Below are 23,867 nucleotides of genomic sequence, written 5' to 3'. Positions count from 1 at the left end.
TCAAGTAGTAGGTGCCCGTTGCTAGTTGAGGGGTGCGCGTGGCTGACGAGACCACCGACGAAAAGACCACGGAAGAGGCCAAGCCCGGGACCGATGAGGGTTCGGGTACGGCTGAGACTTCCACTGAGACCACTACCGAGACCGCCGGGGGCGAGTCGGGCGGTAGCGGTGAGGACACCGCCGCTGAGCTAGAGCGCCTACGTGCTCAGCTTGCGGAGGTTGCGCCGATTGTTCAGGCGCACAAGGACGCCGAAGAGGCGCGCAAGACCGAAGAGCAGAAGCTACGTGAGGCGCTTGAGAGCGCTGAGCGTGAGCGCGACGAGGCTTCCCGGGTGCTTATGCGCCGTGAGGTTGCCGACGAGACCGGGCTATCTCCCGCTGTCGTTGATCTGCTCACGGGTGCCACTAAGGACGAGCTACTTAAGGCAGCCAACGAGGTTGTCAGCCACACCAAGGGGCGTGTTGGTACTCGTCCGGCCCCGAAGGTTGGCGGCGGCAAGGACGCCGTAAAGACCGATGACGACATTGACCCGGTGGCCCTTGCTAAGGCCATTGCCAAGCGTGCCCGTTTCTGATTTCGGGCTTACCTAGAAAGGTTCAAACGTGCCTCACGTTTTCGAAAAGGCCGAAAAGCTAACGGCCACCGCGCTAGCTCTGCTTGACCGGCAGGTTGTTCTAGCGAACCTCATTGCCCGGGATTCCGGCGCTGAGTTCACCGGTGCCAAGAATGACACCGTGAACATTAAGCGTCCGACCCGGCTTGCTGGTTCTGAGCAGGATCTACGGGCGGACAACTCGGCTGGTATTGAGTCCGAGAACCTGAACGAGTGGTCCATCCCGGTCAAGCTGGACAAGCACATTTACAGTGCCGTTGACCTGTCTGACGCTGAGCTGACCCTAGACGTTACGAACTTTGCTGAGCAGGTTCTAGCGCCTCAGACTCACACTGTCGCGCGCCGGATTGAGCGGGCCACCGCCGCGAAGCTACAGACTGCCCCCTCTATCGGTTCCGTTGAGACCGACGAGAACGGGGACCCGGTGGACGCTCGCGCGGTCCGTCGTGCGCTCGTCAAGGCCCGTAACAAGCTGAACCGCAACGATGTTCCGCTTACCGGTCGTGTCGCGATCGTTGGTGCTGACGTTGAGTCGGCCCTACTCAACGACCCGGACCTAGTGCCGGTGGACACTTCCGGTTCGAGCGAGGTTCTACGAGAGGCGACCATTGGGCGTCTCGCCGGTTTCAACATCGTTGTGAACAACGACGTTGACCCGCGTACGGCGGTGTGTCTGCACCCGTCGGCGTACATCCTGGTTAACCGTGCTCCGGTTGTTCCGGTCTCGGCTCAGGGTTCCTCGTCCAGCGTTGAGGGTCTGGCCGTTCGTCTCATCCGTGACTACAACTCCCGGACCGCTTCGGACCGTTCGTTCGTTTCCTCGTACGTCGGTTTTGGTGAGGTTCTGGACGCTCCGGAGACGAGCACCAACCCTGAGGCGGACGCCGTGCAGATGCGCGCGGTTTCGTTCACCCTTGCTGACCCGGCGGTTGGTGGCTAATCGTGGCTGAGTCTCTAGTTCCTATCGGGGACTTTGAGGCTCGCCTACCCGAACCCCTGACAGCGACGGAGCGCACACGCGCTGAATTGCTGCTACAGGATGCTTCGGACTTGGTACGAGAGACGGTGGCCCCGGTTGAGATTCCGGGGCCCCCGCCTTTCGTCGTCCGTCAGCTTGTGATGGACCTTGCCGGGCGAGTCTTGAACAACCCAAAGGGCATCACAACCGAGAACATCGGTGACTACTCGTATTCGCTTTCCCGCACGTCCGTAAACGGCATGGCGCTTATGCCCGCTGAGCGGGAAGCGCTTTTCCAGTGCCTAGGGCTCTCCGCTATCGGGGCCGTGCATATGGCGTACGGGCCCGACATGCAGACGCTCAACGAGCACACCCCCACCGGGTGGGCGTACGGGGACGAGATCACGTGGGGGTGGTAGCCGATGCGTGCTGAGCTACTGCCGGACGTGGTGACCATCGTTCACCCGGGGCTCTCAGTGGACCGCTACGGCAACGAAACGGAGTCGTGGGGCTCAGGGGCCCGGGAGACCGTGAACGGCCGTCTAGTGCCCCGTGCGTCCGGCGTACAGGGGAACGGGGAATCCTTCGGCGCTAAGCGTGAGTACACGGAAGCGTCTTGGGCTCTCATCCTGCCCCCGGGGACGGCGATTGACTCGCGCTGTCGAGTCGAGACCGACGCAGGAACTTTCAAGGTGCAGGGGCACCCGGTCACGCGTCGCACCATGTCCCGTCCGCACCACATAACGGCGACGCTTTCGGCGGTGGTGTGACGTGGCGAGAAACAGTGTGCGCGTCGTCGTTGACGAGGCTGCCATTAGCCGAATTGCTCAGGGCGACGAGGCAAAGGGGCTACTGACTGCGGCAGCCGAACAGGCGCTAGCGGTAGCCCGGCAGGGTGCCCCGGACGAAGAGGGGTTCAGTTCTTCTTTCTCCATCCGTGAGGGCACGAGGGGACGCGGTAGCGGCTCTTACGTGTACGTCCGGGTGTGGAATGACTGCCCCATTGCCAACCTAATTGAGTTCGGCGCACCTAAGCGCCGTGGTCCCCGCCGTAATGGCCGGTACCTGGGGCGTGGCTTTGATACCGCCGTTGGTCGGCTCACTGGGGGTGGCTAATGCCCCCGGTCTTCCCGGACGTGGAAGCCATGGTCATTGACTTTCTCCGTGACCGGCTTCCGAACGGCGTTGAGTTCGGGACTTTCGTCCCCCACGAGTACGACGGAGCAAACCCCTTCGTGGTGGTGCACCGAATAGGCGGGTTCATGAATTGGCCCGCCCTTGATAACGCCACGGTCGAAATTGAGGTTTGGTCCGACTCCCGCGAGCACGGCCACGACGTGGCACAGCTCGTTGTCTCCGAACTCATGGGGACGAGGCTTACCGGCCAACCCTTCGCCCGTGTCGTTGTGATCGCTGGCCTTGTCTACATGGTTGAGGACGTTACGGAACTCTCCCAGTGGGTCAGCACCTATCAAATTTCCGTTAGACCTGAGAGGGGTTGACCGTGGCGCGAGACGCTGAGGGTTTCAACACTGACCTAGTGCGGGTGGCAGTCACCGGCACCATTTACAAGGCGGAGACCGGCGCAGAGATGCCCGCACCCGGTGCGGCTGTAGGCGCTGAGTTCGTCCCGCTTGGCACGTTCGATGATGACGGCGTTGAGCACGAGTTTTCGGAAGACACCGAAGAGGTTAAGTCTTGGCAGCGTGGCACGGTTCGGGTGATTGTCACCGGCCGTTCGCTCACTCTCAAGATGAACTCTCTTGAGTCGTCCCCGGCGGTGCTTGAGGATTTCTACGGCGCTATTCCGGAGATTGACGCCGAGACCGGCAGTGTCACTATCGACATTAAGCCGAGTGTTTCCCGTCCCAAGTCCGCCTACCTCTTTGAGTGGAAGGACGGAGACGACAAGGTTTGGCGAATGCTCATTCCGACCGGTCAGGTTTCGGAAGTCGAGTCGCCTAAGTTCTCGTCCGCTGAGGCGGTGGCGTGGGGCATGACCATTCAGGCTCTCGGCGGTGGTGAGCTACTGGCTCAGTGGCAGATTACCGACCCGGACTTTGCAGCCGACATGCCCACCGATGACGCCGGAACCGGCGCGTAAGTGACGAGGGGTCACCTACTCAAGTAGTAGGTGGCCCCGCCCCATCTTCCCCCCTTCGACTTTTAGGAGAGTTCCCCTATGTCTAAGCCCAACAAGGCTCGCTACAACCTTGAGACTCTGCGCAAGGCGCACGCCGACAAGAACGGCGGAGACGCGATTGAGTTTGAGTTTGAGGGCGAGACGTTCGCCATTGCGGCCCCCGGTTTCTGGCCGGACGCTGCGAAGGTTGCCCTAAAGGCCGGTGACGATATCGGCGCGGCTACCGCCCTCATGGGTGGCCGTTACGACGACTTCACCGCCAAGGGTGGCCGTGCTGACGACGTGATGATTGTTGTTGCCGCGTACGCGGATGAGCAGGGTATTGACCTGGGGGAATAACGGCGCTCGCTGAGTTCGTGGCGGAGTACGGAGAGGACATTGAGTCTGACCTACTCCGATTCTGGGGTCTAGATTTGGTGGCAGATTTGGGAACCCCTCGGCTGACTTGGCGTCGGCTGAGGGTTCTTGTTGAGCGTCTGCCCCCTGAGTCGGCAACCTTCCGGGCTATTGCCGGGGAGGAATCCGCAATGTGGACCCCCGATCGTCACTTGCTAGCGGGCGTAATCGACCGTCTAGGCGTTGTCTCGTACCTACTCGGCGGAACCCTCGTCGGTCTTGGCGCTGTAAAGGAAAACCCGATTCCTGAGCCCAAGCCGCTTGAGCGTCCGGGTGTGGAAGTGGCCAAGCCTGCCGACGCGCCTAACCGTGGCCTTATGTCATTGGCTCGAAAGATGGGGCAGCCGGTGAAGCTGACATAAATCAACAGGGGGTGGCATGGCCACGGCTAACGCGATGCGCGCGGGTGCTGCGTACATCGAACTACAGGCACGAGCGGACCGGCTTATGTCGGACGTTCAGCGGGCAGCGCGTCAGGCGGGTATGGCTGCCGGGCAGACGCTCACACGGTCCATGAGTGACCGTATGTCGTCTCTCGGCAGTTCCATGCAGGGGGTAGGCAACACGCTTACCCGTAACGTCTCGCTGCCCCTAGCTGGAATCGGTACCGCCGTTATCAAGATGGGGTCCGATTTTCAGTATCAGATGGAGCGCGTCAAGAACATTTCACTAGCCACCGGCAGTGATTTTGAGATGATGCGCAAGCAGGCTAAGGACTTGGGCGCGTCTACGCAGTTCAGCGCGACACAAGCCGCTGAGGGCATGGAATATCTCGCAATGGCGGGATTCAAGCCCAAGGAGATTTACGAAGCGATGCCCGCCGTTCTAAACGGTGCGGCTGCCGCGAATATGCAGCTTGGCGATACCGCCAACATCGTTTCAAACATCATGACCGGGTTCGGTCTCAAGGCGACTGAGGCAACCCGCGCGACGGACCTACTAACCAAGGCGTCGCAGATGGGTAACGTTGACGTTGCCGGGCTTGGCGAGTCTTTCAAGTACGGCGGCTCAATGGCCAAGATGGCGGGTCTTTCCGTTGAGGAAACCGCCGCAGCGTTCACCCTTATGGGTAACGCCGGTATGCAGGGTTCCATGGGTGGTACGGCCGTTGGTGCGGCTCTCCGCTCGATGATGAAGCCGAGCAGGTTTGCCAAGAAGGAAATGGACGCCCTAGGGCTTTCTTTCCAGACGGCGGACGGCAAGCTAAAGCCCCTTCCGCAGATCATTGACGAGGTGGGCAAGTCCGGGGCCACTAATGAGCAGTTCCTACGGATCTTCGGTACCGAAGGTGGCCGCGCCATTTCGGCGCTGTCCGAGCAGGGTTCGGACGCCATGCGGAAGCTCACCAAGGAGATTGAGGGGGCATCCGGCACAACCGACCGGTTCGCTAAGAACATGGGCACGACCGCTAAGGCGGGAATGCAGGGGTTCACCTCAGCCCTTGAGGGTCTGGCAATTGCGGTATCTGAGTCCGGCGTCTTGGACGCATTCACTCAGGTACTCAATAAGGTCACGCTCTTTGTGCGGAAGCTGACGGAGACCAACCCGACCGTGTTCAAGTACGGCTTTGCGTTCCTTGCGCTTGCCGCTGCCATGGGTCCGACGCTCAAGATTATGGGTCTGCTCTTCGGGTGGACCGCGAAGCTAGGGCCCGGTTTCCGGCTCGTCTCTAAGGCCGCTACGGGAACCGTGGGGGCCATGGGTCGGCTAGCTTCCGGCTTCCGTTCGTCTCAGGCTGCCGCTTCGGCATTCTCTGGACGTATGGGCACTCTCGGCGGTGCTATCCGCCGTGGTGTAAGCGCCGTGGGGTCCGGGCTCAAGACCATGGGAACGGGTGCGCTGAACCTTGCCCGTTCGGCCGGTACGGCTGCCGCTAACGTGGTCCGGTCCATGGCGACCATGGTTGCTAGCGCTGCCCGCGCTGCCGTTCAGTTCGCGGCTCAAATGGTCCGCATGGCTGCCGCTGCCGTGGCGAACATGGCCCGCATTGCGTTGCAATTCACCGTACAAGCGGCGGTGGCTACGGGTCAGTTCCTCGCATCCATGATCCGGGTAGCCGCTGCCACGGTGGCTCAGTTCGTCATGATGGCTGCCCGTGCCGTGGTGTGGGCCGCAACCATGGCGGCTCAGTGGCTCATTGCTATGGGTCCGGTCGGCTGGATTACCGCCGCTGTAATCGCGCTCGTCGTGCTTATCGTGGCCAAGTGGGATGCCATCAAGGCAGCCACGCTAGCCGTGTGGGACTGGATTTGGGGCAAGATCAAGGGCATTGCCGGTTTCATCAAGGATCTATTCCTTAAGTGGACCCTTGTTGGCATCATCATTTCCAAGTGGGATGCCATCAAGGCAGGCACCATCCGTGTATGGAATGCCGTTGTGAATTGGGTCAAGGGCATCCCCGGGAAGATCGTAAATTTCTTCCTTAACTGGACGCTCGTTGGTCTGATCATCAAGCATTGGGGCTCTATCAAGAGCGGGACCGTTCGTGTCGCCGGGCAGATGCTCAGCTACGTCAAGGGTCTTCCGGGTCGCATTGTCGGCTACTTCGGTAGCTTCGGCTCGATGCTGTACGGCAAGGGTAAGGATCTCGTTCGGGGTCTGTGGAATGGCATTAAGGCCATGGGTAGTTGGCTTAAGTCAACGCTCACCGGTTGGGCCAAGAGCATGATTCCGGGTCCGATTGCTAAGGCTCTCGGTATCCATTCCCCTTCGCGGCTCATGCGCGACCAAATCGGCCGGTTCATTCCGGCGGGTGTCGTTGCCGGTATTGATCAGACCTCAGACGAGGTGGACGAAGCAATGCGGAACCTCGTCAAGGTTCCCGCGCTGCCGAAGATGCCTGCCCTTGAGATGCCCGTTACGGCGGACGCTTCGGCCCTAGGCGCTACCGCCGGGGGAACGGTCACCGCACCCGCGCTGACCAACCGGGCGGGAGTCACGGTCAACGTTCAGACGAACGCTGACGCTCACGACATTGGGCGTGAGGTTGCGTGGACTCTACGGACCGCACCTAGGTAACCCACCTACTCAAGTAGTAGGTGGCCGTTGGAAGTTGAGGGGGGGCCGTATGGCCGGATTGCAAAAGTGGACGTGCACCTATAACGGCTTGCTCATGGGTGCCGAGAATTCGGCCGTACAGGTCTCCGAAGTTGACGGGCTCTTGTCGTTGCCGGACATACGGACGGCGGACCTAGAGCTAGTCCAGCGTCACGGGCTATGGCCCGGGGATGACTACATGGGGGGCCGTTCCCTCACTGTCACGCTGCAAGTGACAGCGGACACGGCCCCCGTGTTCTCCCGGGCAGTCACCGACATTCAGGCAGCGTTTATGCCGGGGAGGGATGAAAAGCCGTTCAGGTTCCTTTTCCCGGGCATTGCTGCGGACACTGAGGCGTACGTCAATGTTCGGCCCCGGAAGCGCTCAGGCGTGCTCTCAAGCCGTTTCGTGGCCGGTGCTGCCGAACTCGTCGTTGAGCTGTTCGCAACCGATCCGTACATCTACGGGGCGGGTGAGCGAACGGTGACGGTGACTAGCTCTCAGCGTGACGAGATTGACGGCGGGCTCACGGTGCCTTTCACGGTGCCGCTCACGGTCAAGGGCTCTAGCTCACCCCCGCCGGACCCGGTGTCCCGATTCTTTGAGCGGGGGAGTGTTGCGGCTCGCCCCCTCGTCGTCTTTGAGAACACGAGCAATCCCGTTCTCACGGACGACGTAACCCGGAAGTTCTTCGGGATCACCTATTCCGGCCGGTTCACGGTGGATAGCGCGAACGAGGTTGTTACGGACGCTGAGGGCAACGACATTACGTCTCTTGTCACGGCCGGTTCGTCGTGGCCTGAGTTCGGGCCCGGGGACCACCGGCTACGGCTGAACCATGGTGACCCGCTTACCGCCGCTTCCGCTGTCCTTACTTGGCAAGACCGATGGGTGTAACGCATGGCTAACTACACGTACTTTCAAGAGGGTTCGACCTACGGCGAAGAGGATCTAACCCGGTTCAACAAGCTGTGGCTAGGCGACTCGTCCGGCGCGCATCTGATCACGTCCGGTGGCGGTTTCTCTATCTCGTCCAACACGGATGACCGCACGGTAAAGGTGAACCCCGGTAAGGCATTCATTTATGACGGGGTGGGCGGGTACTACGCGGTTGAGACCACCGCGACTAGCTACGTGGACGTAGCCACCGCAAGCACGGCTAACCCTCGTCGGGATCTCGTCTATCTACAGATGACGAGCACCGGACCGGAAATCAAGATTGCGACCGGCACACCGGCAGCTAGCCCAACTGCCCCGGCTCGTCCGGCTAAGTCCATCGCTCTGTGTTGGGTGGACGTGCCTAAGAACTCACTTACGTTCACCGGCACACCGACCCGCTACACGGGCCAGTACCGAGACCAAATGCTGATTCCCGGTCCGGGTGTCTTCGCTGTCGATTGGGCGGGAGAGCTACCGGACGCGTCCGGCTTCCGGCATGGGGCCACGGTCTATTGCATGAGCAATAACCAGCGGTGGACGCGCACGGCTGCCGGTAAGTGGTACACCACGGACCCGGGGCCGTGGTTCAAGTGCACGCCTCAGAATGTCGCTGCCAAGGATGGAACGAATATCACCGTTACCGGTGATCTCTATATCCGGGAGAGTTCCACGGAATGGGAGCTGTCCGGACAGCTTTCCCTTTCTCCGTCCAAGGATCTAGAAACGCTCGTACTACTAGCCCGGGTGCCGGATCAGGTTTCCCGCCCTACGCAGAACACTTACGGCGCTTCGGGTCAGACCTACGGTTCCACTTCGGCCGGTGGCACGGGCCGTATCGCGCTCATGACTTCCGGACAGATCGAGTACGGCAGTGATGGCGTGATTGCCAATCTCTACTGCAACGAGCAGTTCTCTAAGTCGCCATGGAACACGAATAGCTAAGGGGGTGGGGCATGGCTGCCGCATCGTATGAGGTAGTCCACGCCGACCCCCGGACGGGAAGGGTACGGGCGGTACTGCCTGCCGCTTCGATCTCGTACACGGACACGCTGAACGCTGACGGCGCGGCAACGGTTGTAATGCCGCTGTACGCGCCTGAGGCGGACCCGGTGACCCTTTCCCCCATCTCGTCCGCGCTCGTCATTCTGAGGAACGGTGAGCCGGTTTGGGGCGGGCTCGTGTGGACCTTGAGCGCTGACCTTTCAGCGCAGACACTCACGCTGAACGCTTCCGGGTGGCACAGCTACTACAAGTGCCGTGCGTTCACCACGGGCTACAACGGCAAGGGTGATCAGGGCACGCTACTTCGCGCGTGGATTGATGCTTGCGCAGAGAACGGCATTGGGACGGATACGAGTTACATAACGACTTCCGGCCGTATCCGTTCCCGGACGTGGACGCGTTCGGAATTCAAGGTTGTTGCCGAAGCTATTCAAGAGCTTGCCGAAGAGGACGGCGGGTTCAACTTCCGGTACGCCACCTATTGGGCTGAGCCGGGCAAGCGGTTCGGTAACCGGTTCCTCAAGTACACGAGCGGGGAAAACCCGCTGCCGTTCTCTCTCGTCCACGGCACGAATTGCAACGTGACGAAGGTTGATTACGACGGCTCACAGCTTGCTACGGACGCTTACACGGTCGGCGCTGACCCGGGTAACGGTGACAACCTCGTTGGCATTGTCGCGAACGATGACCTACGGGAAGACATGCCGACTAAGCGCGTAGTGGTCTCGTTCAACGACGTTAAGGAAACGCAGACGCTCACAGACAAGGCGTCCGCGCTCATCACTATTGGCCGTGCTCCGGTCGCCATTCCTTCGCTGACGCTCTACCCGGGCTTGTATGACCCAACTTCGTTCGTCCCCGGGTATGCCGGGGTCGTTGAGGCTGACGCGGGTTACGTGGCGCTGTATGCGGATTTCGTGGTGACCGAACGAAAGGTTGACGTGAACGCCAACGGCGTTGAGGTCACGACCCTTTCTCTAGCCAACCGGGAGGTTTTTAGCTTTGGGTAGCATCAACGCGCTTCCGCCCTCACTCACCAACGAACTAGCGGACCTTAAGCGCCGGATCACTTCGCTTGAGCGGAAGCCCGCCACGCTCACCAAGTTTGACCGGTACCCGTCCGTTGAGTGGTCAGCTATCGGGCGCGGCAAGGTATCCGGGAACGTGTGGTCTTCCTGCGGAATCGCCAACGTAACCGGCATGGTCTTTGACCGGGTGGAATGCAAGTTCATTACCGACCGGCTGATTACCGGTCGCTCTGAGGCGGAAGTCAGGCTTGCAGCGTTCAAGCATGATTTCGACATTGGTAAGAAGGTGTGCGTTTCCGCCTCGTCCACCATTCAGCTATCGGGCTACAGCTCCCGGGCGCTTGGTGAGGTCTACATCAGGTGGATTCATCAAATCCCGTTCGGTTGGGATTACGCGGACGACACCACCATTTACACCATTGAGCTACAGCACCGTTACGCCAAGGGGCCGACCGCTGACGCTCACAACCACTTGCAGGTGTACGGGTTTACCAAGCGAGAGAACGTGGCTTCCCCGGACGGTGGCGCGCTCAAGATGCCGAACAACGAGGATTACGCCACGGCCGTTCTCTCGGAAAAGCGACCGAACACCGGGCTTGGCTGGACCACCGTCCCGGACCCGGACAACCTGAGCCCGTGGGACGGCTCTTACAACGTCTCGAACATGCACTACTGCGTTGGTCTCCCCGCTGACCGGCTGCCGACCGCTTCCACCATGGGGCATTGGCGTTGGCGTGGCACCAACGGGAAGTTCCTGCGAGACCCGGACCCCACCGAGGACTACAACAACTAATGGCCATATCTGAACTAGCGGGGACCACCGAAGTTGTGGGGGCGGCAATCCTCGCTTTCGCTCTGCTCTATCAGCGCGTGCGGACCGGCTCACGGAACACGTGGCGCGAAGAGTACGAGGCGCAAAAGGTCCGGGCCGTGCGGCTCTCGGAAGACCTAGAAACCCTAATCACTGAGGTTCGGTCACTGCGGAACGAGAACGCCGAACTACGGGACGAGGTTCGGGAACTACGCGCTGAGAACCGCGAACTACGCGAGCACATCGACACGCTACTAGGGGGAGACGCCTAATGGACGAAAACCTATTTCCGGCAAGCATTGCCACCGTGCATGTATCCGGTCGGTATCTCATGCCGGATGGCACCCCCCTTACGGGCTCTGTCGAGTTCGCGCCCCCGTCGCTTATCACCTTCCCCGGTGCGGACCTTTTCATTGCGGGCCCCCTCGTTGCCATCCTTGACGAGGATGGTTCGTTTGAGGTGGTGCTACCGGCCACGGACAACGCCGACATGAACCCCACGGATTGGGCTTACGTCGTCCGCGAAAAGCTCGATGGTGTCCGCCGGAATCGTAAGTACGCGGCTCTACTGCCTAGCGATACGCCGGACGTTGACCTAGCCGACATTGCGCCTGCCGACCCGCTGACTCCCAACTACGTTCCCGTTCCCGGGCCTCAGGGTGAGACCGGCCCTCAGGGCCCCCAGGGTGAGACCGGGCCGGTTGGCCCGAAGGGGGACAAGGGCGAGACCGGAGACACGGGCCCCCAGGGTCTCAAGGGCGAGACCGGCGAGACCGGCCCTCAGGGGCCGAAGGGTGACAAGGGCGAGACCGGCGAGACCGGCCCTCAGGGGCCCAAGGGTGATCCGGGGGACGGTTCCGTAAACACCGTGAACGGTGACCCCGGGCCGGACGTGGTGCTAGATGCTGCGGACGTTGAGGCGGTGGCGCTGGACGCCGTGGGAGCGGCCAACGGCGTTGCGTCGCTGGACAGTTCGGGGAAGGTGCCCACGTCTCAGCTACCGGCCATGGCGGACCCGGACGCCGTAACTTCGGTGAACGGCAAGTCCGGCCCCACCGTGACGCTTACCGCCGCTGACGTGAGCGCGCTTGCTGCCTCAACTAGGGGCGCGACGAACGGTGTTGCGTCGCTGGACGGATCGGGGAAGGTTCCCACGTCTCAGCTTCCCGCCCTGAGTGGTGGTGGCGCTAAGAACATGTGGACCCCGGATGCTCTCGGCTTTGCTGCATGGTCTGTTGACCCTGCGGCCACCATTGGCTATGCCGCATCTGCGGTTAAGTACACCCGTGTTGGTCGCGTGTTTATGCAGGGTTTCAACATCACTGAGAGCACGCAAATAAACGCCGTGGTCATGTTCGCCCGTGGCTACGGTGGCATTGCTGCGTACAAGGTTCTTTGCGGCATCTACCGTGAGACCGGCGCATCTGTGTCCCGGATGACTTCCGCCGTTTCTCCCCCGTCCGCTGGACAGCTCAGCGGGTCCCCGTCGCAGATGACGGCAAACCACTTCGGCGCGGTTCCGGTCAAGCTCACGAGCACCGTAACGCTTGCACCCGGGCGCTATTGGGCCGCATGGCTACAGACGGCGGGCGGTGGGACTGACTTCGGGTACCACCACCTAGCTAACGATGGTTGGGCCCCTGAGAACTTTTTCCTTGGGTCCACGTTCGCGCGCTCGTGGTACTTGGATTCTCAGTCCAGCCTACCGACCACCGCCAACCAGAGTGCGGGGCTAATCGACCATGACCGGCCGGTTATGGCGCTCGCGCTCGTGTAACACCACCTACTCAAGTAGTAGGACCCTGCCCCGTCCGGGCCGACTTCCGGGCGGGGCTTTGTTGTTCCCGATTGGAGACAGGACGCATGACCGTTACGCCTGAGAGCGTCATCAAGATTGCCAAGGGTGAGGTTGGAACCCACGAGGGGTATTCCAACGGCCATTGGAACAATGATCAGAAGTATTCCAAGGAGACTCCCACCCTTGGTTGGTCCAACTATCAGGCATGGTGCGCAACCTTCGTTTCGTGGGTCGCGTACAAGGCGGGTGCCGCGAATCTCTTTCCGTGTACTGCCTCTTGCCTAACCGGCGTCTCTTGGTTCAAGCAGCGTGGCCGGTTCTCGGAGTACCCCGCCGTTGGTGCTCAGGTTTTCTACGGTTCGGGCGGTGGCTCGCACACTGGCCTAGTGGTCGCTTTCGACGCGAACACGATTACGACCGTGGAAGGAAACACGAACACGAACGGGAGCGCCGAAGGGGACGGCGTTTATCTGCGGACTCGTCAGCGCCGTGACTCGTACGTGTACGGCTACGGATACCCCGATTACCCGGGCGGCATTGTGTCCGCTGACCCGAAGTGGGGTGCCACCTCGTCCGGCGGCTCTTCGGCCCCTTCCACCTCGTCCCCGTCCGTCGCTCGCTACAAGGTGACGATTGGCGGGCTTGAGTACGGCTACGGCGCAAAGGGCAGCCACGTCACGGCGGTTGGTAAGGCTCTCGTTGCCAAGGGGTACGGCAAGCACTACGCGGAAGGTCCCGGCCCCTCGTGGTCCGACGCTGACACCCTCAACTACGCAGACTTTCAGCGGTCGTTGGGCTACAGCGGAAAGGATGCGGACGGCGTTCCCGGTACCTCGTCCCTAAAGGCGCTCATGGGCACGCTGCCCGGGGCGAGCAAGCCCAAGCCGAAGGGTTACGAGCCGTTCCCCGGTGCGGCTTGGTTCAAGCGCAACCCGAAGAGCCCCATTGTTACGGCCATGGGCAAGCGCCTTGTGGCCGAAGGGTGTTCGGCGTACAAGTCCGGTCCCGGCTCTCAGTGGACGAACGCCGACCGGGAGAGCTTCCGGAAGTGGCAGCGCAAGCTAGGTGACGCCCCCGCGTACTGCGACGGGTGGCCCGGTCGTAAGCAGTGGGACGCGCTCAAGGTCCCGAAGGTCTGAGGGTAACTCTCCGTAGATCCCGCGGTGTCGGGTGTGTCCGTTTTTGCACGGGTTCACCCGATGCCGGCCGGGACCCTAATTTTTACTCAGAGTGATTGGAAAGGTGACAGTGGATGGGCGAGCACAGCAAGCCGGACGGCATGGGCTACGTGAGGACGGCTCTCGTATGGGTGGCCGGTCACAAGAAGACGATTCTTGCCTTTGCTGCCGGTGTCATCGCTGCGGTAAGTGCGGTTAAGCCGGACTTCCCGGCAAGCGCCGTAATGGGTGCGCTTCACGCTCTGCTAGGCGTGTAGGAATCCGTTCCCCTCCCCGTATGAGAGAGAGTCCAACTCATTCGGGGAGGTACGGCAGTGAGTTACCGGAATATCGCGCTGACAGGAAAGGCCCGGTCCGGAAAGGACAGCGTGGCTAAGTTCCTCGTTCGCAATTGGGCGTTTACGCGAATCGCATTCGCTGACCCGCTCAAGGGCGTAGCGCTTCGGCTCAACCCGGTGATCCCGACCACGTACAACGTTCACGTGCGCCTCAAGTCCCTTGTGGCTGACGTGGGTTGGGAGTACGCAAAGGACAACTACCCGGAAGTTCGACGGGTGTTGCAGACGGCCGGACAGACCGTCCGCGACCTTGACCCGGACTTTTGGGTAAACGTCGCCATGGACAAGGTGGACGTTGCCGACACGTGGAACATGCCGGTAGTCGTCACTGACTGCCGGTATCCCAACGAGGCGGAAGCCCTCAAGGCCCGGGGGTTCACCCTCGTTCGCGTTCAGCGTCCGGGGAACCCCGGGACCCTTGAGCACGAGAGCGAGACCGCACTAGATGACTTCCCGGTTGACCGGGTGCTCATCAACGGCGGAACCCTCTTCGACCTTGAGACTGAGGCTCACTCGCTGGTCAAGCGCCGCTAGGCGCACGTTGCCCCCTTCCTTCGGGAAGGGGGCTTTTTTGCGTTCCGTCACTCTTTCGGGTGACCCCCACCTACTACTTGAGTAGGTGGCTTGTGCTCCCAAGATCACTCCCGTATAGTCAGCCCCGCAAGGCACCGCACGGGGCGGGGCGCGAACGAAGGGGCGGGGCAGATGTTCACCATCAAGTACAACCGGACGACGAACCACATTGCCGGTATGAGCGTCTGCACCACCACGAAGGATGAGACGGAAGCGCAGATCAGCGCCAAGGGTGAGGTTGCGTACTACGCAGAGAACCCGTGTGGCAGCCTCACGCGCTACCGCTTCGCTGACGGCCCCTCGTTCGAGACCGCAACCGAAGCTCTCAAGTACGCCCGTGAGAGCGCGCGGAAGCTCTGCAAGACGTGCGAAAAGGCGGCAGAGCGCATGATTGCTGCCGACGAGCGGAAGCCCGCTGAGGGCCCGAAGGAAGAGGAAACCACCATGTCCGGAAAGCTCAAGCTCAGCGACGTTCGCGGCGACATTTCGATTGCGAGTGTCGGCAACGGCACCCCGCACGCGCTCAAGCTGGACGGCTCGCACGAAGCATTCTGCGACGTGCGCCACAAGGACCCGCTTCGTTCCTGGGGTCCGGCTCACGAGCAGAAGCCGGAAATTGAGCTTTGCGCCAAGTGCTCAAAGCTCGTTCCGACCGGTCCCGTTGAGATGAAGAACGAGACTGTGAAGATTCCCGGTACCAACCTTGAGGTCACCCGAACCGTTGCCGTCCCCGTGGACGCTGACGAGAACACCAATGACGGAGAGAGCGAAGACGTGGCAAAGACCATGACGAAGGATCAGCAGAACGAGACCGCGAACGAGATTCGCGCGGACTTTGAGCGCCTTACCGCGCTCGTCCACGAGGGGAACGAAGAGGGGCTTTCCACCCTCAAGGAAGAGATCCGCACCAAGACGGAGAGCATTACCGGCACGGGTGCCGCTGCCGTTAAGGCCAAGCTCCGCGCTGAGGCGGAAAAGGCGGAGTCGTCCGCTCGTGAGGCGGCAAAGGCCACGGAGAGTAAGGAGGTGGCTACGCTCGAAACTCAGGACTACCGCACTGAGGTTGCCGACGCGGAAGAGATTGTCACCGCTGCCGCTCAGCGCATCGGGGAAGCCCTCACGGCCTCCATGAAGGTGTCTGATCTCGCCAAGGAAATTGCCGCAACCAAGATGCGGATTGCCGCCCGCATCACGGACAAGAACGGCGACCCTGACGTGTTCCTCAAGACGGCTCAGGCTAAGCAGGCGAGCCGGGACATGTACGAGCTTGCCGTCAAGGACATGCCCGAGACGTTCGAGAGCACCAACGCTCTCAAGAAGCTCATCAAGGCCGTTCAGAATCAGCAGAGCGACGCGCGCACCAAGTACGTTCGCGCGCTGGACGAGAACCCGGAAGAGGCCAAGCTCTTCGTTCGGGCGCTTGAGGCCAACCCGGAAGCCAAGCCGTCCGACGCTGTCTTTGATTTCCACAAGATCGACCGGAAGTCTCGGCAGGAAAAGGAACTTGAGAACTGGCACCGGTCGCGCGGTGAGCTGACCACCGGTGAGGGTGAGGGCGACGAGTCCGGAGAGGGCGACGGGTCCGGCGGTGAGGGCGACGGGTCCGGGGAAGGTGCGGGCAACGAGTCGGACGCCTACACCACCACCCTTAAGGCCGCTACCGCTGCCCTCAAGGCCATGACCAAGCTCAAGACCGCCCCTATCGGGCAGCTCACCGAAGAGCAGCGCGAAGAGGTGGAAAAGCAGGCTAAGGCGCTTGAGGACGCCGCGAAGGAAATCCGTAAGGCTCTGATCTAAGAGCCGACCGGCGCAGACCGGGCCCCCGTCTCGTCCACTCCCAGGATGGGGCGGGGGCCCTTTCGGATAGGGGAGGTTCAGAACATGCCCGGTTACATGCTGGCAATCATGCGGTGCGTGGACTGCAAGGAGACGTTCAGCGCGTGCCCTGACTGCGTGAACACGCTTCGCGTAGACCCGGAGACCGGACTACCGCCGGACACCGTGCTTAGGGACGGTAAGGCGGTCCACAACCCGAACCCGGACCCGGCAGCCGTGGCCCGTGCCGTACGAGAGCCCGTGTGCGACTCGTGCATTACGACACGGAACAACGTCACCCGGGCCGGTGACCCCCGGTCGGCACACCACACCGGAACCGTCATGACCGCCGAAGAGCGGCACCGTAAGCACCACCACGAGTAGGGGGAGACATGACAGAGAAAGACTTTCCGGGCCAACTGATCACCGAAGAGGGCGGGTTCACGTTCAAGCACGACCCCGGGGCTAAGGGCGGGAAGGTGTACGCCGGTCACAACCTCCGTGGGGAATTCCTCGTAATGGACGTGGGCGACGAGCACACCCCCACCGGCATCTACGTCAAGGCATGGAAGCGAAGTGACTTCCTGTACGCCGACACGTACGCGGGTGCGGCAGCGTGCATCATCGCGTATCAGTACGGCACGCAAGCCGCTACCGGCGACGAGACGCCCGAAGAGGGGACCCCGGAAGGTGACGCGCTCGCCAACTGCGCTGAGCCCTTGTGTGGCCGTGAGCGGCCCCGGTGGACGCTCGAACGGGTCGGGGGTCGGCTCGTGTGCAATCCGCAGTACGCCATGAACTGTGGACGCTGCCACCCGGCGGGCTCGTTCGTCGTCCACTACACGGAGAAAGAGCACCGACACGGCCCCATGCCGGACGGACACGCGGTGTGCGGCATCTGCGGGACGCACGGCCCGGCGGACGACATGCACGTCTACGGCAAGGGGTACATGTGCAAGACCCACACCACGGACGAGCTAGACGCGTGGGTTAGGGCTCAGCCCCTCTAGGCGTTCGTCTGAGCGCCTACTAGCCCCGTTGGGTCCCCGTGGCCCGGCGGGGCTTTCTCATGCCCGGAGACGGGCGCTCAGCGCCTTACAGCGGTACGAGGTGGTGACAGAGTGACGAAGTGACGGAATGACGAGACTCTGTGTTCCATCCATAGAAACCAAAAGCTCTCTATCTGTGGCAGCAACCCGGAAGCCACGTCACCTCGTCACCTCGTCACCGGGAATCCCTTCCGCTCAAGCCCATGTGTAAGCAACTCCGCTAGCCCGGAAGGGGCAAACACCACATGGGTTCTGTTCGCACAATTCAGCGGTCCGGCAGCCGGTTCTATATCGACCCGGAAGACAGCACCGTAAAGCGGCCCGGTGTCACGTCCATTATTTCGATGCTGCCTAAGCCATTCCTTGCGTTCTGGAATGCCAAGATGGTTGCCGAACTGGCCGTTGACTCATTCCCGTTCGTTCAGCAGATGGCAGAGACCGCCGGTCGTGACGCTGCCGTTGATTACCTCAAGGGTGCCGCGCGCCGGTACACAAAGGCTCGCGCCGATATCGGCTCAGACGCGCATGACATGTTTGAGCGCATGATCCGGGGTGAGTACGTGGGCCACGTCCACCCGGACCTTGAGCCGTACCGGGCTCACTTCGCTTCGTTCCTTGAGGCGGTAAACCCTGAGCTTGTGCGCGCCGAAGACGTGGCATGGTCCGAGACTCACGACTACGCCGGTTCGTTCGATGCCATGTTGCGCGTGTGGCTGGACGACGAGGGGAAGCCGACCCCGGACCGGTCCGGCACGCCTCACTTGCTCGTTGCCGACTGGAAGACGAGCAAGAGCACCTACGCGGACGTAGCGCTACAGATGAGCGCTTACGCGCACGCTGATTTCATCATTGACCCGGACGGCAACCGAGAGCCCATGCCTGAGTTTGACGGCGCGGTTGTTCTCCACATCACGCCGGAACAGTGGGCCCTTAAGCCGGTCCGCATTGACGCTGACGTGTTTGACGTGTTCCTCACGCTGCGGAAGGTGTTCACGTGGGACCGCGAGACTTCCAAGACCGTGATTGGTCGGGCTCTCGCTAAGTCCACGGGGAAGCTCGTCACCGGCACTCAGCGCCGGGCGCGCTAGCTGGAATCCCTTGCCCTCTAGGGCAAGTAGGAAGGGACGAGGGGTTGAGCCCCTACTCAAGTAGTAGGTACTGACTCCCCCTCGTCCCTCTCCCGCAACGCACCCACGCACTGAGGAGAGAGAACGTATGGCGCTCAAGATTTGGGACACCGACCCGAACAACAAGCCCAAGCCCCGTCAGACCTTTTCGGATGACACCGTTGGTCGGTTCCACTCTGGCCGGTCCGTGGACGGGCAGCCGGAAGCCCTGAGCGAGTGGCGCATTTCGACGGGTGACCCTGAGGTTGCAAAGGCCGTAGCACAGCTCTTCGGCGGTCAGCCCATCGAGAACGAAGAGAGCACGTCTGAGAATTTCATTGACGTGTTCACGGAGCGCGAGAGCGTCACCGTGATTCTTGACGGCCCCGGGGCTATCAAGGATGACATGAAGCTGTGGAACCGAAACAAGCTCGTGCATCACTGCGACGGCGTTTCGTTCCTGTCGCCCGACGAGCGGAAGGGTAAGCCGTGCGGCTGCCCTGAGCTTTTCTCGGAGCGCAAGCAGGCTGCAAAGGACCTTATGGGCCCGTCTCCGTCCATTGACGTGTTCTTCCGTCTGGCCGATGATCCGGAGCTTGGAATTTTCAAGTTCCACACGGGCTCGTGGACCATGGCGGCGGTTCTTCACGAGTACGTGAATGACCTTGAGCGCGTCGGCGGTGAGGCCGTGGCGGAACTTGGCCTTGAGCTTGTTGAGTTCACCATCAAGAAGGGGCCCAAGAAGGGTCTTCACGTGAGCTACTACAAGCCGGTTCTTGAGCGGGTCCGCTCGTACAACGATGCGATTGCCGAGTAAGGCCCGTGAGCAATACCTACCTTCCCGGCAGCGTCCTAAGGGATTTCCCGACATTCCTTAAGGCGCTGCCGGATGAGGAAATCCGCGCACCGCTTTGGACGTGGAAGCCTCACGAGATACCCGCTGTCATTCATGAACGCCGTGTCCGCTTCGGAGTGTTCGAAGAGACCGGCGACCCTGAGTATTCCTAAGGAGAGACCGCATGGCCCTTTACGAGATCACCCGCACCGATGACGCCAAGCCCGGTGAGTTCGTGTCCGCTCTCGTTCTCGCGTCCGGCACGGCTAAGGCCCGTTCCCGTGTCGCCCACCTTTCCGGCGTGGACCCGAAGGGTTCGAACGTCAAGGCTGAGCGTATCGACACGACCGGCGCTGACGTTCTGCTGACCACTGAGTTTGACGAGCGGGACCCTGAGCCGTCCCCGGCGGACGAGGTTCCGGCGCTGCCTGACGTGGACGAGCCGTTCACTGAGGTTGGCGGCACCCCTGCCCCGCCTGCCGTTGAGCACTCGGCGGTTGCCGCTCGCTTCCTGTAAGGCCAAGTCTCTTGCCCCGTCCCCGGGTTACCGGGGTCGGGTCTTGAGGCGTTAGGGGGCCAACCCACTTAAGGAGAGATGCGGCATGGGTAAGCGCGGTGTGATCACGGATTACGCGGGTGAGGAACTGTACCCGGGTGATCTCGTCTGCTATGCGGCACGGCAGGGAAACCGGGTCCGCATGTCTGACGCGGTGGTTGTAAAGGTGACAACTCGCCTTGAGGGCGGACGACTTCGGCCCATGCTCAAGGTGCAGCCGACCGGCACGGAGTCCGGTTTCACGAAGCGCCGTTCCATGCGGCAAGAGTGGATTTCCGCCGAACACGTCCGGCTTGTCACCGCTGACGTAACCAACGACGACGAGTAAGACGAAGACCCGGGGTCGGGCGGTATCGCTACAGGTACCGTCCGGCCCCTTTTTGCGTTCGGCACCTACTCAAGTAGTAGGTGTGGAAGGGGAGTTATGGACAAGGCAGTCAAGGCGGGGAACGCCCCTGCCATGGGGGACGTGCGACAGATGGGGGAGGGGGACACCGTTTGGCTTGAGCCCGCCATCCGTGAATCAAAGGATTGGTGCCGCTACGTGGACGCTGTACGCCATGCCGTGAACCGTGGCGCTGACGTGAGGTGGCTACGTGGCTAACCCCAACAAGGCCAAGGGGACCGGGTGGGAGTCGGCGGTACGCGACTACCTGAACGAAGCGCTAGGGCTCGTGGACGAGTTCGGCAAGTTCCTTGATGTGTTCTCGTCGCTGAACGTTCGGCGTCCGGCCCAAGAGGGTGCCGCAGACGTGGGCGACGTTCACGCCGTGCCGTTCATCTTGGAATGCAAGAACGTCAAGAGTCCGGCGGTCCCAACCTTCCTACGGCAAGCGAACGTTGAGGCTCGCAACGCCGGTTACCCGTACGGCGTGGCCGTGGTCAAGGTGTCCCGGCAGAACGTACGGCGCGGCAGGGTCCACTACAGCGTGAGCACGTGGACGAGGGTTAGGCGCGAACTAGGCATGTCCTCAAGGGCGTTCGCGGACCGCTACGCGTTCACGGTGACGACTCGTGGTCTCGACACGGGCAAGTGGTATTTCACTCACGAAGTTGAGGACTTCGCGCTACTGCTCACCGACATTCGGAGGAACCGTCACCCCTAATTCGTCCGGCTGGAATCCCTTCCACTCAAGGGCCAGTGAGCAAAGGAGAGAGCGCATATGAAGTTTGCTGATCTACTGGCCCGCTTCGCTGACGTGAGCGAGCAAAACGACGGGGGATATCTCGCGGTGTGCCCCGGGCATTCCGACTCGCGACCCTCACTGAGGATTTGGCGGGGAGATGACAACAAGGTCCGGCTTACGTGCCGCGCCGGTTGCGAAACAAAGAGCGTCATTGACGCCGTGGGGCTTCCGTGGTCCGCACTGTTCAACGCAACCGGCGACGGGCTCACCGTGGCCAAGGAACGTCCGTCCCTCGTCGGCCCGGCTCAGGTGGCCGCACTTGCGCAGTACGTAGACGCTACGTCGCTCGCGCTTGGCGACTACGGCAACCCGATTGCATCGGACGCCATGGCGTACGTGGACCGCCGATTCGGGCTTGACCTTGAGACCTCAGCGGAACTCATGCTTGGCGTGGACGACGGAACCGTGTCCGGCCTTGAGTACACGGACAGCACCGGGGAGCGACGCAACTACCGTTCCCGGGGCTTCCGTTCGTTCCCCCGGCTCACGGTCCCGCTTCGCGATTTCAACGGCGTTGCCCGGGGCTTGCAGGGACGAGACCTCACCGGGGAGTGTCCGGGCCGGTGGATATCCCTTACCAACCCTGAGGGGGCCCGGTGGTCCCCGTACGGCGTCTTTCGCGGGCAGGGTGGTTACGGGGTCACCCTCGTCACTGAGGGGCCCGGAGACGCGCTTACGGCGGTTGCCGTGGGGTATGACGCGGTTGCCGTCCGGGGTGCCTCACTCGCGAGCAACCCGGAATTGGTGGCTGAGCTTGCCGCCGGGCTCAAGGGTGCTCAGGTCATCGTGTGCGGGGACAACGACACGGCGGGGAACGGGTTCACGGCTCGTCTCGCTGACGGGCTCGCCGGTCACGGCGTGGACGTGTTCACGTTGGAAGTCCCGTACGAAGGTGCGGACTTGACCGATTGGCGGGAACGGGTCGGGGCTCGTCGCTTCCCGAACGAGTTGCACCAAGCCGTCAAGGTGGCCAAGCCGGTTGCCGGGAAGACCGGTACGGCTCTCGTGGACGCCGACACGGGCGCGCTCGTCCCGGACTCTGACGAGGCAGCGCGAGCCGTCCGGCTCATGACTGAGCTTGCCGACCGCTACGGCTCTTCGGACGTGCTGAACGCTCACGCGCTCGTTGCGTTCACGGCCGGTCGCATCAAGTACGCGTCCGGGCTTGGGTTCTACGTGTGGAACGGCGTTACGTGGGAGCGAAGCGAGACGCGCGTTAGGCAGGCAATCCACTACATGGGGGCAGCGCTCACGGTTGCCGCCGCTGAGAAATCCTCGGAGCACCGGGCCAACGGCGGAGAGCCTAAGGACGATCCCGGGGAGCGCCTTAGGAAGGTGGCTAAGGGGTTCACGCTGACGCGGAACATTGATTCGCTCATGCGGGAACTCAGGGCCGTTCCGTCCGTTCACGTGGACGCGTCAGAGTTCGACGCTAACGCCGACTTGCTGACGTTCCGGAACGGGACCGTTGACCTTAGGTCCGGCGAGATGCACGCGCACCGTAAGGAAGACATGCTTACGTACGCGCTTGATCTCGACTACCGGCCGGAAGCCGAGTGCCCCCGGTGGGAAGCGTTCCTTACGGAAATCTTCCCCGGTAACCCGGACCTCCCCGGGTTCATGCGTCGCATGGTCGGATACGGCATTACCGGCCACGTCTCGGAACAGTGCTTCGCGGTTTTCTGGGGCAAGGGTGCCAACGGGAAGAGTGTTCTCACGGACACGCTTACGCACGTCTTCCGCACCATTTCCAAGACAACGCCGTTTGCCACCTTTGAGGAAAAGCACGGCGGGGGCATCCCCAACGACATTGCGGCGCTGAGGGGTTCGCGCCTCGTCATGGCGAGTGAGGGTGAGTCCGGAAAGCCCATGTCGGAAGCGATCCTTAAGAGGGTCACCGGCAAGGACATGATTGCCGCCCGGTTCCTTCGGCAAGAGTTCTTTGAGTTCAAGCCGTCTTTCCTCTTGATGCTCGCCACGAACCACAAGCCCCGTTTCCGTGGACAGGACGAGGGGCTTTGGCGACGAGTCAAGATGGTTCCGTTTAAGCGGTGGTTTGCGCCGCATGAGCGGGATCACCACCTTGATACCAAGTTGGCCGCTGAGGCTGAGGGAATCGCCGCTTGGGCCGTGCGTGGCGCTATCGAGTGGTACCGGGACGGGCTCAAGGACCCGGACGTAATCACGAGTGCGGGCAAGGAATACCGCGAGACCTCAGACGCTCTCGCCGGTTTCTTCCCCGGGGTTCTCGAAAAGGGCCCTGAGACATGCATGGTCAACGGCAACGAGGCGTTCAATCTCTACCTTGAGTGGTGCGAGGCTGAAAACCTCCCGGGCCGTGAGCGCTGGACGCGGACCACCTTTTACAGCGCCATGGAAGAGCGCGGCGTGACCCGCAAGAAGACCAACAAGGGGATTGCCCTTGTTGGTTGCCGCGTGGCGGATGCCGCCCCGGCAGCAACGGGACCCGGCATCTTCGCCAAGTAACCAAATACGCACGGCCG

Annotated in this window: 23 protein-coding genes; all 23 read left to right on the top strand. The window is 61.8% G+C overall.

From position 1 onward, the window contains the following. The first annotated feature begins 38 nt into the window (after window positions 1-38). The 23 genes from DQ392_RS18115 (at window position 39) to DQ392_RS17990 (ending at window position 23,850) form a co-directional block, all read left to right on the top strand. On the top strand, window positions 39-575 hold the full coding sequence (locus DQ392_RS18115) for a hypothetical protein (protein ID WP_114016685.1): 537 nt from the start codon (window positions 39-41) through the stop codon (window positions 573-575). Between the two features lie 28 nt (window positions 576-603). Then, window positions 604-1,554: a major capsid protein gene (locus DQ392_RS18110; protein ID WP_114016684.1), complete on the top strand. Its 951-nt coding sequence runs from the start codon at window positions 604-606 to the stop codon at window positions 1,552-1,554. Between the two features lie 1,133 nt (window positions 1,555-2,687). After that, a complete protein-coding gene (locus DQ392_RS18100) occupies window positions 2,688-3,074 on the top strand; it encodes a hypothetical protein (protein ID WP_114016682.1) in 387 nt (128 codons plus the stop codon). Window positions 3,075-3,076: 2 nt separating this feature from the next. Continuing rightward, the gene (locus DQ392_RS18095) at window positions 3,077-3,676 is read left to right on the top strand and encodes a phage tail tube protein (protein WP_114016681.1); all 600 of its coding nucleotides are present in this window, start codon (window positions 3,077-3,079) and stop codon (window positions 3,674-3,676) included. A gap of 78 nt (window positions 3,677-3,754) precedes the next feature. Next, window positions 3,755-4,054, top strand: a complete 300-nt coding sequence (locus DQ392_RS18090; RefSeq protein ID WP_114016680.1) for a hypothetical protein — start codon at window positions 3,755-3,757, stop codon at window positions 4,052-4,054. Window positions 4,055-4,489: 435 nt separating this feature from the next. Beyond that, complete coding sequence (locus tag DQ392_RS18085; protein WP_114016679.1) at window positions 4,490-7,129, top strand: phage tail tape measure protein; 2,640 nt, start codon at window positions 4,490-4,492, stop codon at window positions 7,127-7,129. 94 nt (window positions 7,130-7,223) lie between these two features. Continuing rightward, the gene (locus DQ392_RS18080; RefSeq protein WP_220182641.1) at window positions 7,224-8,045 is read left to right on the top strand and encodes a phage tail family protein; all 822 of its coding nucleotides are present in this window, start codon (window positions 7,224-7,226) and stop codon (window positions 8,043-8,045) included. A gap of 3 nt (window positions 8,046-8,048) precedes the next feature. After that, window positions 8,049-9,029 (top strand): hypothetical protein, encoded by a 981-nt coding sequence (locus tag DQ392_RS18075; RefSeq protein WP_114016677.1) that lies wholly within the window; start codon window positions 8,049-8,051, stop codon window positions 9,027-9,029. 11 nt (window positions 9,030-9,040) lie between these two features. Then, window positions 9,041-10,099: a hypothetical protein gene (locus DQ392_RS18070; protein WP_114016676.1), complete on the top strand. Its 1,059-nt coding sequence runs from the start codon at window positions 9,041-9,043 to the stop codon at window positions 10,097-10,099. Then, window positions 10,092-10,910 carry a hypothetical protein gene (locus DQ392_RS18065; RefSeq protein WP_114016675.1) on the top strand — a complete coding sequence of 273 codons (819 nt, stop codon included), beginning with the start codon at window positions 10,092-10,094 and terminating at the stop codon, window positions 10,908-10,910. The genes DQ392_RS18070 and DQ392_RS18065 overlap by 8 nt, the downstream gene beginning before the upstream one ends. Beyond that, a complete protein-coding gene (locus DQ392_RS18060) occupies window positions 10,910-11,200 on the top strand; it encodes a hypothetical protein (protein ID WP_114016674.1) in 291 nt (96 codons plus the stop codon). Before DQ392_RS18065 ends, DQ392_RS18060 begins: the two co-directional genes overlap by 1 nt. Then, window positions 11,200-12,705 (top strand): collagen-like protein, encoded by a 1,506-nt coding sequence (locus DQ392_RS35875; RefSeq protein WP_114016673.1) that lies wholly within the window; start codon window positions 11,200-11,202, stop codon window positions 12,703-12,705. The genes DQ392_RS18060 and DQ392_RS35875 overlap by 1 nt, the downstream gene beginning before the upstream one ends. Window positions 12,706-12,791: 86 nt before the next feature. Further along, on the top strand, window positions 12,792-13,865 hold the full coding sequence (locus DQ392_RS18050; RefSeq protein ID WP_114016672.1) for a peptidoglycan-binding protein: 1,074 nt from the start codon (window positions 12,792-12,794) through the stop codon (window positions 13,863-13,865). A 113-nt stretch (window positions 13,866-13,978) separates the two neighbouring features. Then, complete coding sequence (locus tag DQ392_RS18045) at window positions 13,979-14,161, top strand: hypothetical protein (RefSeq protein WP_114016671.1); 183 nt, start codon at window positions 13,979-13,981, stop codon at window positions 14,159-14,161. A gap of 57 nt (window positions 14,162-14,218) precedes the next feature. Beyond that, window positions 14,219-14,776 carry a deoxynucleotide monophosphate kinase family protein gene (locus DQ392_RS18040; RefSeq protein WP_114016670.1) on the top strand — a complete coding sequence of 186 codons (558 nt, stop codon included), beginning with the start codon at window positions 14,219-14,221 and terminating at the stop codon, window positions 14,774-14,776. Between the two features lie 171 nt (window positions 14,777-14,947). Next, window positions 14,948-16,612 carry a hypothetical protein gene (locus DQ392_RS34500; protein ID WP_114016669.1) on the top strand — a complete coding sequence of 555 codons (1,665 nt, stop codon included), beginning with the start codon at window positions 14,948-14,950 and terminating at the stop codon, window positions 16,610-16,612. A 410-nt stretch (window positions 16,613-17,022) separates the two neighbouring features. Then, complete coding sequence (locus DQ392_RS18030; protein WP_114016668.1) at window positions 17,023-17,640, top strand: hypothetical protein; 618 nt, start codon at window positions 17,023-17,025, stop codon at window positions 17,638-17,640. A 284-nt stretch (window positions 17,641-17,924) separates the two neighbouring features. Then, window positions 17,925-18,767: a hypothetical protein gene (locus DQ392_RS18025; RefSeq protein WP_114016667.1), complete on the top strand. Its 843-nt coding sequence runs from the start codon at window positions 17,925-17,927 to the stop codon at window positions 18,765-18,767. 127 nt (window positions 18,768-18,894) lie between these two features. After that, window positions 18,895-19,602: a recombination directionality factor gene (locus DQ392_RS18020; RefSeq protein WP_114016666.1), complete on the top strand. Its 708-nt coding sequence runs from the start codon at window positions 18,895-18,897 to the stop codon at window positions 19,600-19,602. Window positions 19,603-19,804: 202 nt separating this feature from the next. Further along, window positions 19,805-20,137: a hypothetical protein gene (locus tag DQ392_RS18010; protein ID WP_114016664.1), complete on the top strand. Its 333-nt coding sequence runs from the start codon at window positions 19,805-19,807 to the stop codon at window positions 20,135-20,137. Between the two features lie 85 nt (window positions 20,138-20,222). Beyond that, entirely contained in the window at window positions 20,223-20,504 is a 282-nt protein-coding gene (locus DQ392_RS18005) for a hypothetical protein (RefSeq protein WP_114016663.1), read from the top strand. A gap of 268 nt (window positions 20,505-20,772) precedes the next feature. After that, the gene (locus DQ392_RS17995) at window positions 20,773-21,282 is read left to right on the top strand and encodes a hypothetical protein (RefSeq protein ID WP_114016661.1); all 510 of its coding nucleotides are present in this window, start codon (window positions 20,773-20,775) and stop codon (window positions 21,280-21,282) included. A 57-nt stretch (window positions 21,283-21,339) separates the two neighbouring features. Continuing rightward, window positions 21,340-23,850, top strand: coding sequence for a phage/plasmid primase, P4 family (locus tag DQ392_RS17990; protein ID WP_114016660.1), 2,511 nt, complete (start codon window positions 21,340-21,342; stop codon window positions 23,848-23,850). The last annotated feature ends 17 nt before the right edge of the window (window positions 23,851-23,867 follow it).

Origin of the sequence: Streptomyces reniochalinae, from assembly GCF_003323735.1 — a bacterium.
GTDB lineage: Bacteria > Actinomycetota > Actinomycetes > Streptomycetales > Streptomycetaceae > Streptomyces > Streptomyces reniochalinae.
Note: the sequence above shows the minus strand (reverse complement) of the source record. Positions and strands in the feature narration are given on the sequence as shown.